The organism is Sulfurimonas sp. (assembly GCF_029027585.1).
Classification (GTDB): domain Bacteria; phylum Campylobacterota; class Campylobacteria; order Campylobacterales; family Sulfurimonadaceae; genus Sulfurimonas.
In genome coordinates, this window is sequence record NZ_CP093397.1 from 1918766 (window position 1) to 1933333 (window position 14568).

15 protein-coding genes are annotated in these 14568 nt (G+C 30.5%); 9 read left to right on the top strand and 6 right to left on the bottom strand.

The genetic code is table 11. The features are described from left to right. Positions 1-36 precede the first annotated feature (36 nt). From MOV50_RS09930 to pglF, 9 genes are all read left to right on the top strand, one after another. On the top strand, positions 37-1059 hold the full coding sequence (locus tag MOV50_RS09930) for a polysaccharide biosynthesis protein (RefSeq protein WP_321777754.1): 1023 nt from the start codon (positions 37-39) through the stop codon (positions 1057-1059). Continuing rightward, a complete protein-coding gene (locus MOV50_RS09935; RefSeq protein WP_321777755.1) occupies positions 1060-1644 on the top strand; it encodes an NAD-dependent epimerase/dehydratase family protein in 585 nt (194 codons plus the stop codon). Positions 1645-1664: 20 nt separating this feature from the next. Beyond that, a complete protein-coding gene (locus tag MOV50_RS09940; RefSeq protein ID WP_321777756.1) occupies positions 1665-2162 on the top strand; it encodes a WxcM-like domain-containing protein in 498 nt (165 codons plus the stop codon). 1 nt (position 2163) lies between these two features. Next, positions 2164-3297 (top strand): non-hydrolyzing UDP-N-acetylglucosamine 2-epimerase, encoded by a 1134-nt coding sequence (wecB, locus tag MOV50_RS09945; RefSeq protein WP_321777757.1) that lies wholly within the window; start codon positions 2164-2166, stop codon positions 3295-3297. Continuing rightward, positions 3290-4480, top strand: coding sequence for a glycosyltransferase family 4 protein (locus MOV50_RS09950; RefSeq protein ID WP_321777758.1), 1191 nt, complete (start codon positions 3290-3292; stop codon positions 4478-4480). The genes wecB and MOV50_RS09950 overlap by 8 nt, the downstream gene beginning before the upstream one ends. Continuing rightward, positions 4477-5439 (top strand): glycosyltransferase family 4 protein, encoded by a 963-nt coding sequence (locus MOV50_RS09955; RefSeq protein WP_321777759.1) that lies wholly within the window; start codon positions 4477-4479, stop codon positions 5437-5439. Before MOV50_RS09950 ends, MOV50_RS09955 begins: the two co-directional genes overlap by 4 nt. A gap of 77 nt (positions 5440-5516) precedes the next feature. Then, on the top strand, positions 5517-5750 hold the full coding sequence (locus tag MOV50_RS09960; protein WP_321777760.1) for a hypothetical protein: 234 nt from the start codon (positions 5517-5519) through the stop codon (positions 5748-5750). Then, positions 5743-6177 (top strand): type II toxin-antitoxin system VapC family toxin, encoded by a 435-nt coding sequence (locus MOV50_RS09965; RefSeq protein WP_321777761.1) that lies wholly within the window; start codon positions 5743-5745, stop codon positions 6175-6177. Before MOV50_RS09960 ends, MOV50_RS09965 begins: the two co-directional genes overlap by 8 nt. Then, entirely contained in the window at positions 6168-7898 is a 1731-nt protein-coding gene (gene pglF / locus MOV50_RS09970; RefSeq protein ID WP_321777762.1) for a UDP-N-acetylglucosamine 4,6-dehydratase (configuration-retaining), read from the top strand. The genes MOV50_RS09965 and pglF overlap by 10 nt, the downstream gene beginning before the upstream one ends. Before the next feature lie 4 nt (positions 7899-7902). Here pglF and MOV50_RS09975 read toward each other — a convergent pair whose 3' ends face one another. The 6 genes from MOV50_RS09975 to MOV50_RS10000 are packed head-to-tail and all read right to left on the bottom strand — an operon-like array spanning position 7903 to position 14563. Next, entirely contained in the window at positions 7903-9081 is a 1179-nt protein-coding gene (locus MOV50_RS09975) for a glutathionylspermidine synthase family protein (RefSeq protein WP_321777763.1), read from the bottom strand. Beyond that, positions 9078-9650 (bottom strand): hypothetical protein, encoded by a 573-nt coding sequence (locus MOV50_RS09980; protein WP_321777764.1) that lies wholly within the window; start codon positions 9648-9650, stop codon positions 9078-9080. Before MOV50_RS09980 ends, MOV50_RS09975 begins: the two co-directional genes overlap by 4 nt. Continuing rightward, positions 9643-10089 carry a hypothetical protein gene (locus tag MOV50_RS09985; protein ID WP_321777765.1) on the bottom strand — a complete coding sequence of 149 codons (447 nt, stop codon included), beginning with the start codon at positions 10087-10089 and terminating at the stop codon, positions 9643-9645. The genes MOV50_RS09980 and MOV50_RS09985 overlap by 8 nt, the downstream gene beginning before the upstream one ends. Position 10090: 1 nt before the next feature. Beyond that, the gene (locus MOV50_RS09990) at positions 10091-10558 is read right to left on the bottom strand and encodes a Sua5/YciO/YrdC/YwlC family protein (RefSeq protein ID WP_321777766.1); all 468 of its coding nucleotides are present in this window, start codon (positions 10556-10558) and stop codon (positions 10091-10093) included. Next, positions 10519-13776, bottom strand: a complete 3258-nt coding sequence (gene carB / locus MOV50_RS09995) for a carbamoyl-phosphate synthase large subunit (protein WP_321777767.1) — start codon at positions 13774-13776, stop codon at positions 10519-10521. The genes MOV50_RS09990 and carB overlap by 40 nt, the downstream gene beginning before the upstream one ends. Positions 13777-13834: 58 nt before the next feature. After that, positions 13835-14563: a MipA/OmpV family protein gene (locus MOV50_RS10000; RefSeq protein WP_321777768.1), complete on the bottom strand. Its 729-nt coding sequence runs from the start codon at positions 14561-14563 to the stop codon at positions 13835-13837. Positions 14564-14568: the final 5 nt, after the last annotated feature.

A 14568-nucleotide genomic window follows, 5' to 3' on the forward strand; every position in this document is an offset into this window, starting at 1 on the left:
TGTGAGTGTATAATATCAAAATTAAAAGGTACAAAAATGTTTAAAAATAAAATACTATTGATAACAGGCGGAACAGGTTCATTCGGAAATGCAGTTCTGCGTAATTTTTTAGATACTGATATAAAAGAGATAAGAATCTTTTCTCGTGATGAGTTAAAGCAAGATGATATGCGAAAAAAATATAATAATGAAAAGATGAAATTTTACATTGGTGATGTAAGAGATACTAATTCTTTAGATGATGCTATAAAAAATGTTGATTTTATTTTTCATGCAGCGGCACTTAAGCAAGTACCATCTTGTGAGTTTTACCCTATGCAAGCAGTACAAACCAATGTAATTGGAACTGAGAATGTTCTAAATACTGCTATAAAATACAAGGTAAAAAAAGTTATAGTTTTAAGTACAGATAAAGCTGTATATCCTATTAATGCTATGGGAATAAGTAAAGCAATGATGGAAAAAGTTGCAGTAGCAAAATCAAGAAATTTAAATGATAATGAAACAACTATTTGTTGTACTAGATATGGAAACGTTATGGCAAGTCGAGGTTCTGTGATACCATTGTTTATAAATCAGATTAGAGAAGGGAAAGAGATAACTATTACAGACCCAAATATGACTAGATTTATGATGAGTTTAGATGACGCAGTTGATTTAGTTATGTTTGCATTTAAAAATGGCAAGAATGGGGATATATTCGTACAAAAAGCACCGGCTGCTACAATTGAACTTTTAGCGAATACATTAAAAAATATATTAAAAAGACCTGATCATATTATAAAAACTATAGGTACAAGACATGGTGAAAAATTGTATGAAACTCTACTGACGAGGGAAGAGATGGTAAGTGCAATAGATATGGATAAATATTATAGAATACCATCTGATACAAGAGATTTAAATTATAGTAAGTTTTTTATAGATGGAGAAGTGATAACAGAAGCTATAGATTACCATTCTCATAATACAAATAGATTAAATAAAGATGAAATGAGAGAGATGATATTGAACCTGCATGAAGTACAAGATGAACTCAAAGAGTTTGGAATAGTATAAATGAAAATACTTGTGACAGGTTCAGAAGGTTTTATTGCTAAAAATTTAATAGAACATTTAATAAGAGATGAGAATATTAAATTATATTTATATAGTAAAAAAGATTCTAAAATTATTTTAGAAGCATACTTGAAAGAAGTTGATTTTATATTCCATTTAGCCGGTGTTAATAGACCTGAAAGAATAAATGAATTTTATGAAGGTAATGCTAGTTTTACAAAAAATATTATAGATATTTTAATAAAAAATAATAAAAAAACTCCAATTTTACTATCCTCATCAACTCAAGTCATTTTAGACAATGATTATGGGAGAAGTAAGTTAGAAGCTGAAAATATATTATTAGATTATTCAAAAAAAATGAATGTCAATATCTATATCTATAGATTACCAAATGTATTTGGTAAATGGTGTAAACCAAACTATAATTCTGTGCTAGCTACTTGGTGTTATAATATTGCAAATGATTTAGAAATACAAGTGAATAATAAAGAAACAAAATTAAGTTTAGTTTATGTAGATGATGTAATTAAATCTTTTATAAATAAGTTAAATACCAAAGAAACGAAAGATATTTTGATATAGATATAGTTTATAAAAAAACTTTGGGTGATATTGAAAATCTACTTTATAAGTTTAGAGTGAATAGACATACATTAGTTATGCAAGAAGTTGGAAGTGGATTTAAACGAGCTTTGTATGCTACATACTTAAGTTATCTATCAACTAATAATTTTTCATATACTTTAAAAGGGCATAAAGATAATAGAGGAACATTTTATGAAATTCTTAAAACTATTGACAACGGTCAGTTTTCTTTATCTACAACGGCACCTGGTATAGTTAGAGGTGGACACTATCATCATACAAAGAATGAAAAATTTCTAGTTGTTAAAGGGATGGCTACTATTGAATTTAGACATATTGTAACAAATGAAAAAATTAGTTATGATGTAAGTGAAAAAAAAATGGAGATAGTGGAGATGATTCCTGGGTATACACATAATATTACCAATACAGGTAATGAAGAGATGCTACTATTTTTATGGGCTAATGAAAACTATGACGATAAAAATCCTGATACATATTTTCTAGAGGTATAAAATGATAAAAAAATTAAAAGTAATGACTATAGTCGGTACAAGACCAGAGATTATTAGGTTGTCATCTGTAATCGCTAAACTTGAAGAATCTAATGCGATAGAACATATACTTGTACACACCGGACAAAATTATGACTATGAGTTAAATGAAGTCTTTTTTCATGATTTTAATTTAAGAAAACCTGATTATTTTTTAAATGCGGCTACTGAAAGTGCAACTGAAACAATAGGTAGAATTTTAATAGCAGTTGATCCAATTATGGAAAAAGAACAACCTGAAGCAGTTCTAATATTAGGTGATACAAATAGCTGTCTTTGTGCAATACCTGCTAAAAAAAGACATATTCCTATCTTCCATATGGAAGCTGGGAATAGATGCTTTGATCAAAGAGTACCAGAAGAGACAAATAGAAAAATAGTTGATCACATTAGTGATATAAATATGACATATAGTGATATAGCAAGAGAGTACTTACTAAGAGAGGGTCTACCGGCAGATAGAATTATAAAAACTGGTAGTCCAATGTTTGAAGTGATAAATAATAAATTAGATGATATAGAAGCTTCCAGTATTGTCAATAGATTAAATCTTGAAAAAGGACAGTATTTTGTAATATCAGCTCATCGTGAAGAAAATATAAGTTCAGATAAAAACTTTTTAGATTTAGTTGATACTATTAATACTATTGCAGATATTTATAAACTACCAGTAATTATATCCACGCATCCACGAACAAGAAATAAAATAGAGCAATTAGATATTAAATTCAATGATTTGATTTCATTAATGAAGCCAATGGGTTTTAACGATTATGTTAAATTGCAAAAAGATGCAAAAGCAGTTCTTAGTGATAGTGGAACTATTAGTGAAGAATCTTCAATATTGAAATTTCCTGCATTGAATATTAGAGAAGCTCATGAAAGACCAGAAGCTATGGAAGAAGCGAGTGTTATGATGGTGGGTTTAGAAAAAACTAGAGTATTGCAAGCTTTAGAAATAATTGATACTCAAAAAGAAAATATTTTAAGAAATGTAGCTGATTATAGTATGCCAAATGTTTCTGACAAAGTTATAAGAATAATATTATCATATACTGATTATGTAAATAAAACGGTATGGAAAAAGTTTGAATAAAAAAATATTAATAGTCACAGAATATTTTTACCCTGAAGAATTTAAAATAAATGATATTGCACAACAATGGAAAAATAAGGGATATGATGTTGACGTATTAACATCAGTTCCTACCTATCCAGAAGGTAAAATATATAAGGATTATAATAATAAATTTTATCAAAAAGATAACTACAATGGTATAAACATTTATAGAGTAAAAGCTGTAACAGGATATAAAGAGAGCCTATTTAAAAAGTTACTTAAATATTTTTCTTTTATGTTTTTTGGTAGTCTAGTAGCTCTGTTTATTGGTAAAAAATATGATTATATTTTTGGTTTAAATATGGCTGCTTTAACCGGAATGGTTCCAGCAGTATTGATAAAAAAATTATATAAAAAGCGTTTAACTTTTTGGACGCAAGATATTTGGCCAGATAGTGTTTATGCTTATGGATTTAAAAAAACAAAAACACTCTCATTTTTTTTAGATAAATTTGTAAAGTTTATGTACCATAATATAACTTCTATCGCTATATCTGGCAAAGGTTTTGAAGAAAAATTAAGACCATATATAAAAAATGATTTAGAGTTTCATTATCTTCCAAATTGGGCAGATGACTTAGATATGAGTCTAGATGCTTTTGAGTTTAGTAAAGAAAAAAAAGTTCATTTTACATTTGCTGGAAATATTGGAAAAGTGCAAAATCTTGAAAATATTATAAATGCTTTTACTCAACTTCCAGAAGTATGTAAAAATAAATCGCAATTAAATATTATAGGTGATGGCTCAAATATAGATGAATTAAAGATAATTAGTAATGATTCTAAAAATATAGTTTTTCATGGAAAAAAACCAAGGGAAGATATGGCGATGTATTATCAAGGGAGTGACTTTTTAATAGTTTCTTTAGTTGATAAACCAATTTTTAAAGTAACAGTTCCAGCAAAAACACAAACATATATAGCAGCAAAAAAACCAATCTTAGCTGTTATTAATGGAGATACAGCAAAGCTTATAAGAGAAAACAACCTAGGTTTTTATGCACATCCAAATAATATACAAGAGATAAAAGAAGCTTTTATAAAGTGTATATACTTAACTAAAGATGAGATAGATAAACTTACAAAGAATTGTGAGTATTTAAGTGAAAATACTTTTAATAAGGAAAAAATTATTAACTCTCTTGAGGCACTTTTATGATATATCTAATCATATTTTTAGCATCTTTAATTCTTACATATTTCATAAAAAATCATGCAATTAAAAAGTCACTTTATGTAGAGGTTACTGATAGAAGTTCTCACTCTACTCCAACACCTCATGGTGGAGGAATAGCTATAGCTATAACTTGGTTCTTAGGTATTTCATACTTTTATTTTACAGATGCTATGGATAGCCCTTTATATTTAGCTTTATTAGTTGGTGTGATTATTTCAGTAGTTTCTTATGTAGATGATTTACATGAGCTTAGTGCAAAAGTAAGGTTATTTACTCAAGCATTAGTTGCATTTTTAGGTTTATATTTTTTAGGTGGGTTAGATAGTTTAGACCTTTGGTTTTTCTCTTTTGAAAATCAAATTATTACAAATATCTTTGCATTTTTTATGATAATTTGGTTTATAAATTTATATAATTTTTTAGATGGTATAGATGGATATGCTGGAAGTGAGGCTATCTTTTTAGCTTTAGCCGGATACATTCTTCTTGGCGGAAATCATTTTTTAGTTTTGGTTTTTGCAGTTCTTGGTTTTTTAGTTTGGAATTGGCATAAAGCTAAAATATTTATGGGAGATGTTAGTAGTACTTTACTTGGTTACAATGTAGCAATATTTAGCGTTTACTATGCAAATCAAGAAGCAATAAATCTTTGGATATGGATAACTCTTTTTGGAGTCTTTTGGTTTGATGCTACCTTGACTCTTTTTAGAAGATATAAAAATCGTGAACAATTAAGTCAAGCACATAAAAAGCATGCATACCAAAGACTCAATCAAAGTGGTTGGTCACATGATAAGGTTGTTATGTATTCTATCTTTGTGAATATTGTATTGTTTTGTTTAGTTTATTTTATATCTAATGTTTTTATAGCATTTTTTATATCGCTTATATTACTTTATACTATTGTGAAATTTGTGGATAGTTGCAAAACTTTTAACTAGACTGCCGTGCTACCTTCGCAGCTGCAATCTTTATATGTATGATATAATATGTATAATAGATACATAAGGAGTAAGTTATGACTGTTAGAAAAAACTTTTTATTTGATGATGAAATAGCTGAGCATCTAGAAGAAATTGCTAAAAAGGAAAATACTACTCAAACTCAAGTTGTTAAAAACTTGATAGAAGAGAAGTATGATGAGATTTCTGTTGAAGAGAAGCTAGAAGCACTTCATGCCTTTGCCGGTAGTGGAACAGGTCTTTATGGAGATTTAACGATTCAAAAGATAAAAGCGAATATGGATGTATAAGAAAGTATTTATTGATGCAAATATTTTTATAGATATAAATGATAGAGATAGAAAAACATATCAAAATAGCCTAAAGCTATTAAATTATTTAACTTTAAACAAGATTGAAATATATACAAGTTGCGATTTAATTACAACTATATACTATATTCTTTCAAAAAAAAGTAAATTAAATGCACTTAATGGGATTGAACAAATTAATAAAATTTGTAAAGTAATTGAATTTTCAAATAAAGAAATATCTCAAACTTGTAAGTTAATGAAAAAAAACAATAATTTCACTGACTTAGAAGATACTATACAATATATATTAGCAAAAAAATTAAATTGTAAACTTATAATATCTAATGATAAAAACTTTTATTCAGAGGAAATAAAACTTATGAATAGTGAAATTTTTTGTCGTGAGTATCTAAAATGGATATAGATAAAAGAATATTAAATTTTTTAGTAATTATTAGTTTTACTTTCATCACATTTTGGTGGACATTTTTTATATTTCATCAGTCGTTTGATATTGGTATTGTAATAAGTGTAATTATAATCCGTATGATAGCATCTAGACTTATATACAATGATTATTCTCTCTCATGGTCAAAGGCTTCTCAAAAATCATTTCTTATAAAAAGCATAGTAAATATAGCAGCTTTTTTGATTTATTTACCAATTTTTTATGGAAAAATTAGATTTTCTTTTATGGTGTCCGAGCTTTTTATATACCTTTTTACTATAAATTTTACTATGTATGCTTATTATTATTTGATAAATAAAAGTAGAGTTCAAAAGACAAAATTTGTTGTTATTTATGGCGCAGGAAAGGCTGGTATAAAGCTAGAATCAGAGTTTTCTAATAGTGAGTATAAGGTGAGATTTTTTATTGATGATGATAAGATTATTCAAAATCGTTCCATAGATGCTATTAAGGTTATCTCAAAAGACACATTAAAACAAAATATGATAGATGCTAAGTATGATTTGTTAGTTATTGCGATGCCATCAGCTCAAAAAGAAGTTATAAAAGAAATATATAATGATTTAAATGAGTATTTTAATGAGATAAAAATCTTGCCTTCAATAGATGAGATACTCGATTCTAAAGATTTTTCTACTCAACTTCAAGATATTTCGGTAGAAGATTTACTTGCTAGGCATCCAAAAGATTTAGACAAAAAAACAATAAAGAATTTTTTAGAAAATAAAACCATTTTAGTTACAGGTGCTGGAGGAAGCATCGGTAGTGAGATATGTAGGCAGTGTGAAAGATTTGGTGCTAAAAAGCTTATATTACTCGATCATAGTGAATATAATCTTTATGCAATAGAACAAGAACTTAAAAATATACAAAATGTTTGCGTGATGCAGAGTGTAGTAAATTTTAATGGTATAGATGCTACATTTAAAACACACAAGCCAGATATTGTAATCCATGCAGCAGCTTATAAACATGTCCCACTTGTCGAAGCAAATATACATGAAGGTATTTTAAATAATGTGCAAGGTACTAAAAATGTTATAGATGCATCTATAAACAATGGTGTCCAAAAGTTTGTTATGATTTCTACAGACAAAGCAGTAAGACCTACAAATGTAATGGGAACAACAAAACGCATCTGTGAACTTTATGCGCAAAATTCAAATGGTAATGGCACTGATATAGTAGCAGTTAGGTTTGGCAATGTACTTGGTTCTAGCGGAAGTGTGATTCCCAAGTTTAAAAGCCAGATAGAAAAAGGTCAAAATATAACTGTAACTCATAAAGACATTACAAGATATTTCATGCTCATTCCAGAAGCTTGTGAGTTAGTGCTTCAAGCTGGAGCTATTGGGAGTGGTGGAGAGATTTTTATACTAGATATGGGAGAACCTATTAAGATAGTAGATTTAGCTCAAAAAATGATTGATTTAAGTGGCTCTACTGATATTAATATTGAGTTCACAGGTCTTCGTCCAGGCGAAAAACTTTATGAAGAACTACTCATAGATGAGAGTGATTGTAAAACAGATTATGAGTCCATAACAGTAGCTAAGCCAACGCTTTATGACATAAATAAGTTAAATAGAGATATAAAAGAGCTAATAAATTGTGAGGATAAGTTAGCAAAATTAAAAGATATTGTTCCTGAGTTTAATCATCAGACAAATATATAATAGTTTAAACTATAACATGCCCCACAAACTTACTCATATTATCTAAAATTTCACCACCTTTTCTAAAGCTAAGTCCACAAGCTTCATAGGCAAAAAATACTCCTGCTTGATATTTGTCTTGGTTTTTATCTTCAGCAAATTCTACATATTGTTGATATATTTTATTGTAGTTGTCGTAAGGTCCATCTCTTTGCTCAACTATAGCTCCATTAGCGTCTATGATTTTTGTATTTGCACCTTCTCTACCAAAGAGAGTTTTTTCTACTTGTTTTACACCTTTGAGTGGCTCAAAAGAAGTTTCTAAAAGATAAGGAGAATCTGGAAATAAATCATACATAATTTTCATAATACCCTTAGACTGAAAGAGTAGAGTATATGCAGGATTTAGTACTATTGCTTTTTGATTTTTTATAACATCACTTAGCGTAACAGCAAGTTCACTTTCATCAGTTCCTATGTCTTCCCAAGGGTAGAGTTTAAACCAGTATTCATAGTTATTTTCATTTGCATCAAAGATTCCATCTTTATCAAATGTAACATTTTGTAAGTACTCAAAACTTGTATTAAACCCAGCATCTGTTGCCATTTGTTGAAGTAGTCTTGTTGTAGCTTCTTCTTCATCATCGCCTTGTACACAAGAAAAAAGTATTTTCCAACCGTCATAATTATCATTAAATGTTGTAACATCTTCATCTAATGTTATTAGTCTTTTAAAATTCTGACTAATAGCTTCGTAAACATTGTTAAACTGTTTATTTTCATCCATATTATTTTCTTTGAGTAGCGCCCATTGAAGTAGGGCAGTTTCAAAAAGTGAAGTTGGAGTATCTGCATTAAACTCTATAAGTTTTATAGGTTTAGCATCTATGCCTCCAGAAAAATCAAAACGGCCATAAATATGCCAGTGAACATCATTTTCCCAACTTTGTTTAATCATTTCAACAAGATTAAAAGGAATGCCAAGTTCAAAAAATAGGTCATTTTCTATGACATGCTCTGCTGCCTCAACAAACATATCATAAACTTCGTTACCTGCTTTATAATAGGCCTCTGCTTCACCTTGAGATATAACTACTAGTTCATCATTTATATATTTACTTCCATCGCTATCTGTGTGCCAAGTAAAGCCAAGTTTTTCTAGTGTTTCATCATTTAGTGGATTTAGTTTTTGAAGTTTTATCATCCGCCGTAGCTTCTACTTCCATACGATGATGATCTAGAATTTCCACCAAAAAAGCTCTTTCTTGAAGAACTTTTAGCAGATCTTCTTGAATTACTTGAGCGACTGTAGGCACTTTTATTTACACTAGACGCTCGTTGAGAAAAGTTTTTATTATTCATCAAAGAGTTACCAATCATATTTCCAAGAAGTGAACCTGCTGCAACTGCTAAAATAGTTCCACCAAGCCCCATACCTCCACTTCCGTTTCCACTTTGTGTAGTTTCAGAAGTTCCGTTTTGAACTTTTTGATACTCTTGGTCTGCTAAAGCTTTCATCTCATCTTCATTCATAAAACGCTCAATAGTGTTTCCATCTAAATCTTTTTCACGAATGATTGCTCTGTTTGGTCCCTCTGTTGGCATCTCTTCAACTACTATATATTTCCCATTTGTTTGTTGCTCTATAACTAAGTAACGATTTTGTTGTTTTTCTTGTGGAGCTTCACAGCCAGTTAAAACGCTCATCATCATTACACCGGCACTACCAAGTGCAACACCACCAACTATACTTGAAATATGTTTATTATTCATCAATTAAATCCTTTTTATCTAGTAGTATTATTTTTTTAAGGTCATTATCATAAAAGGTTATTTGAGTTCTTCCATCATAATAAATATCACCATAAAATATATGTTTTGCATCTTTTAATACAACATTTTTTTTCATAAGCAACATCTCTCCCAAAGAATGACCAATAGATGGAATAAGAGTTGATAAAGAAATAGTAAATAAAACTCCAATAACTATAAAACTAAATTTATTATTATCAATATATGTCACTATAAAGCCTAAAATGGCACTAAAAAGAGTATAAATGAAAATGTTTTGATTATCCGCAAATAAAATATTGTAATACAAGTCAATATTGTAAAAGTCGATATAACCTTGTTTAATCCCTAAAAATATAAAAAAATCTAAAATAAATGTGAAGAAAATACCTGTTAAAAATGCTTGAAAAATTTTTGTCATCTTATTTTTTCCTTTTTATTTGGTTTATTTTAAAAAGAGAAGAAGAACTTAGCTCTCTTAAACCATCTTTATTTTCTATTATTATATCAGCTTTTTCTTCACAAAATTCACGATTGAAATTTTTACCTGTTTCGTTTGCTGAAGTTGAGTAATGCCAAGATATATCTCTAAAGATTTGAGAGTTTATGGAGTTGTTGGCTATTCTAAAAGCTATGTTTTTTACAATAAAGCTACTTTTGTTTGCACGACGCAAAGAGTTTTTAAATTTCTCTGGAATTCTTGGACCAAGTTTGTTAAGTTTTTTTAAATCTTTAAAAATTTTTATAAAACTTTTAGAAGGTTTCCTGTTTTTTATCTCTTGAAGTTTTTTAGCATTTTGAGATGAAAAACCGACAGTAGTATCGCTTTGGCAAAGGACAACCTTCTCGCTTATGCGAGAAAGTCTTGAAGTGCAGTTGAACTTGTCCATGAACCATCACCCATCTCATCTAGTGCTAAGATAAGTGCTCTTGCTGCACTTAAAGTTGTGAAATATGGAATACTTTTTCTTAAAACTTCTTGACGGATTACTACTGCATCTTTTTTAGATGTGTTGTTATCCGAAGTATTAATTGCCATTGAAATCTCATCATTTTTCATACTGTCTTCAATATTTGGTCGACCTTCAGAGATTTTTAGAACTCTCTCACATGGAATCCCAGATTCTTCAATAATGATTTGTGTCCCTTTAGTCGCTACAAGTTTAAAGCCATGTTTATGTAATCCGCGTGCAATTTCTTCAGCATGAACTTTATCACTATCAACAAAAGATAAGAAACAAGTTCCCTCAGTTGGGATTTTATTTCCTGCTGATAGTTGAGCTTTTGCAAAACTAACACCAAAGTTTGAGCTTATACCCATTACTTCACCTGTTGATTTCATTTCAGGTCCTAAAACTAAGTCCGCACCATAAAGTTTATGGAAAGGGAATACAGCTTCTTTTACAGAAACATGACCTTTAAGCTTTGGTTTTAGTAAGCCATTTTTTTCTTCAACTATATCGTATCTGTCATAGTATTCTAGTGAACTTCTAAGAGTTTCTCCAACCATTACACGAGTAGCAACTTTTGCTAATGGCATTCCTGTTGCTTTAGAAACAAATGGAACCGTTCTAGATGCTCTAGGATTAACTTCGATAAGGTAAATCTCATCTTGATAAATCGCATACTGAACATTCATAAGTCCAATAACACCAAGTCCAAGAGCAATAGTTTTTGTTTGTTGTTCGACTTTTTCAATCATCTCTTGGTTTAAGTTTACAGGAGGAAGAGAACAAGCACTATCTCCAGAGTGAATCCCAGCTTCTTCTATATGTTGCATAACCGAACCAATATATACATCAGTTCCATCACAGATAGCATCTACATCAAGTTCTATCGCTTGGTCTAAAAATTTGTCTATTAAAACAGGTGCTTCATGCGAAACAGAGATAGCCAAGGTCATATACTGAGCAAGTTCTTCTTGAGAGTAAACTATCTTCATTCCACGCCCACCAAGAACAAAAGAAGGGCGAACAAGAACAGGAAAGCCCAATCTCTCTGCGATTGCAGGAGCTTCTTCTTTTGTTCGTGCTAAGCCATTTTGAGGTTGTTTAAGTCTATATTTGTTTACAAAATCAGAAAACTTCTCTCTATCTTCTGCTAAGTCAATAACACTTGAAGGAGTTCCAACAATTTTTGCTCCTATTTTAGTAAGTGCATCTGCTAGTTTAAGTGGAGTCTGTCCACCAAAATGAACTATGATTCCATCAGGTTGTTCATTTTCAATAACTTCTCTAACATGTTCAAAGTCAATTGGTTCAAAGTAAAGTACATCAGAAGTATCGTAGTCAGTTGAAACTGTTTCAGGGTTACAGTTGTACATAATACACTCTATATCCATCTCTTTAAGAGCAAAGGCAGCGTGAACACAACAGTAATCAAACTCTATACCTTGTCCAATTCTATTTGGTCCACCACCTAAGATAAGAACCTTTTTCTTATCACTTACTCTATTTTTAGCATCTGGAGATGCAGTGATATTTGTAGTTGAGTAAAGATAAGGTGTTAGTGCTTCAAACTCCGCGGCACAAGTATCAACTTCATTATATTCTAAAGACACACCAAGTGTTTTTCTTTTTTCATATACTTCATTTTCACTAACTTTTTGTTTAGAATTTTTATCTATTAGTTGGGCTATTCGTTTGTCAGAAAAACCATCGACTTTTGCTTTTCTCATTAATTCAGAATTAAATAAAATCTTGTCTGTAATATTACCTTCATCTTCTATGATTTCATAAAGTTGGTAAAGAAACCAAGGGTCGATTTGACAAGTATCAAACATCTCTTCTATGCTCATTCCTCGCCTAAAACCTTCTGCAACATAAAGAACTCTATCAGCATTTGGACGACGAATCTCATGTTTTACAAACTCTGTTGTTGCGTCTATCTCATCAAACCCACAAAGGTCAGTTTCTAGTGAACAAAGAGCTTTTTGAATAGACTCCTTAAAAGTTCTTCCTATTGCCATGACTTCACCAACACTTTTCATACTTGTACTTAGAGTGTTTAGAGCTTCAGGAAATTTTTCAAATGTAAATCGAGGAATTTTGGTAACTACATAATCAATTACAGGTTCAAATGATGCCGGAGTTCCTGTAATATCATTTGTAATTTCATCAAGAGTATAACCAACAGCAAGAAGTGTAGCTACCTTGGCAATAGGATAACCAGTAGCCTTAGATGCTAGAGCAGAAGAGCGAGATACACGAGGATTCATCTCGATTACTATCATTCTTCCTGTTTTAGGACAAATTGAAAACTGAACATTAGATCCACCAGTATCAACACCAATCTCTCTCAAAATATCAAAAGAGGCATTTCTCATTCTTTGGTATTCTTTATCTGTTAGTGTTAAAGCAGGAGCAACAGTTATACTATCTCCAGTATGAACACCCATAGGGTCAAAGTTTTCAATTGCACAGACGATGATGCAGTTGTCAGCTTTGTCGCGGATTACTTCCATCTCATACTCTTTCCAGCCAAGCATGGACTCCATAATTTCTATTTCACCAACAGGAGAAGCAGATAGACCTTCCTCTGCTAGTTTTTTAAACTCTTCCATGTTATATGCTACACCAGAACCACCACCTGCAAGTGTAAATGAAGCTCTAGAGATTACTGGAAAACCAATCTCTTTAACAGCTAGGATAGCTTCTTCAACAGTGTATGCATTCTTACTCTTTGGTAAGTCCATACCGATTTTTATCATCGCTTCATTAAAAGCTGAACGGTCTTCACCTTTATGAATAGCCTCTGGAGTTGCACCTAAAAACTCTATTCCTTCAAGCATCCCTTTCTCATACATAGAAGTTGCTACATTTAGTGCAGTTTGTCCACCCATAGTTGGAAGAACAGCGTCAACATTTTCTTTTTTGATGATTTCTGCAATTACATCTTCTTTGATTGGTTCTATATAAGTTCTATCAGCAAATTCTGGATCAGTCATGATTGTTGCAGGGTTTGAGTTTATAAGAATTACGCGATAGCCTTGCTCTTTTAAAGTTTTAACGGCTTGAGTTCCTGAGTAGTCAAATTCACAAGCTTGACCGATGATAATCGGACCTGAGCCTATAAGTAAAATAGTTTTTATGTCGGTGCGTTTTGGCATTTTTTACCTCTTGAAAATATCTTTAAAAATTTAGAGATTATAGCCAAAAGGCACTTAATTAATACTCAAAAGTATAAATAAGTGAAAATAATCCTGAATAGATATAATCTTCTTCTACGATAGGACTAGAAGTAGCTTCGTTAGCTATTTTGTCAATTCTTAGATTGATAAGTGCGGATATTTCTTTTGTAAAGGGGTACTTAATATAAGTTTGCATTCCTAGTTGCAGTCCACCATTTGGCGAGTATTTGGCGAAGTTAGTACGAGTTGCTTCTTCTTTTTTTACACCATAATAATAATCTATAAAGCTTGATGATTGGTAAACTATAATTGCACTTGGATAGATTGAAAATTTTTCAAATTCAAAGTCATATCCAATTTCAGTTTTAAATATTAAGTCTTCATATCTGTCAAGTACATCAGTTAAAAGCATAGTTTCCATATATGCTTTATCCATCTTTAAACTAAAAGCAATTCCACCTTCAAGTGTTTTTTTTCTATCGTCCATTCCTGCTATATCAGAAGATGTATATCCGTCAACCCTTGGTTGAAAAGTTACTGATAATCCCCATGCAAAATCATCTGTTTTATCACCTAAAAAATAGATTCCTGCTCTACTCCACCTTACATAAACGATACCATTATCAAAAAATATAACAGGAGATGGTATAACAATGTCATCTACATCTTTGTAAGGTTGAGTCTGGATGTAAGGACCCAGACCAAGTGTTACTTTTTGTTTTTCTTCCTTTGCTATTAATGTTGAAAAAATAAGTACAATTAACAATAAAT

What these genes read in the sequence shown, in the direction of transcription:
- MOV50_RS09975 (WP_321777763.1), bottom strand. Translation starts at nt 9,081, where the DNA reads ATGATAAAACTTCAAAAACTAAATCCACTAAATGATGAAACACTAGAA.
- wecB (WP_321777757.1), top strand. Translation starts at nt 2,164, where the DNA reads ATGATAAAAAAATTAAAAGTAATGACTATAGTCGGTACAAGACCAGAG.
- MOV50_RS09960 (WP_321777760.1), top strand. Translation starts at nt 5,517, where the DNA reads ATGACTGTTAGAAAAAACTTTTTATTTGATGATGAAATAGCTGAGCAT.
- carB (WP_321777767.1), bottom strand. Translation starts at nt 13,776, where the DNA reads ATGCCAAAACGCACCGACATAAAAACTATTTTACTTATAGGCTCAGGT.
- MOV50_RS09955 (WP_321777759.1), top strand. Translation starts at nt 4,477, where the DNA reads ATGATATATCTAATCATATTTTTAGCATCTTTAATTCTTACATATTTC.
- MOV50_RS09930 (WP_321777754.1), top strand. Translation starts at nt 37, where the DNA reads ATGTTTAAAAATAAAATACTATTGATAACAGGCGGAACAGGTTCATTC.
- MOV50_RS09965 (WP_321777761.1), top strand. Translation starts at nt 5,743, where the DNA reads ATGTATAAGAAAGTATTTATTGATGCAAATATTTTTATAGATATAAAT.
- pglF (WP_321777762.1), top strand. Translation starts at nt 6,168, where the DNA reads ATGGATATAGATAAAAGAATATTAAATTTTTTAGTAATTATTAGTTTT.
- MOV50_RS09985 (WP_321777765.1), bottom strand. Translation starts at nt 10,089, where the DNA reads ATGACAAAAATTTTTCAAGCATTTTTAACAGGTATTTTCTTCACATTT.
- MOV50_RS09980 (WP_321777764.1), bottom strand. Translation starts at nt 9,650, where the DNA reads ATGAATAATAAACATATTTCAAGTATAGTTGGTGGTGTTGCACTTGGT.
- MOV50_RS09990 (WP_321777766.1), bottom strand. Translation starts at nt 10,558, where the DNA reads ATGGACAAGTTCAACTGCACTTCAAGACTTTCTCGCATAAGCGAGAAG.
- MOV50_RS09935 (WP_321777755.1), top strand. Translation starts at nt 1,060, where the DNA reads ATGAAAATACTTGTGACAGGTTCAGAAGGTTTTATTGCTAAAAATTTA.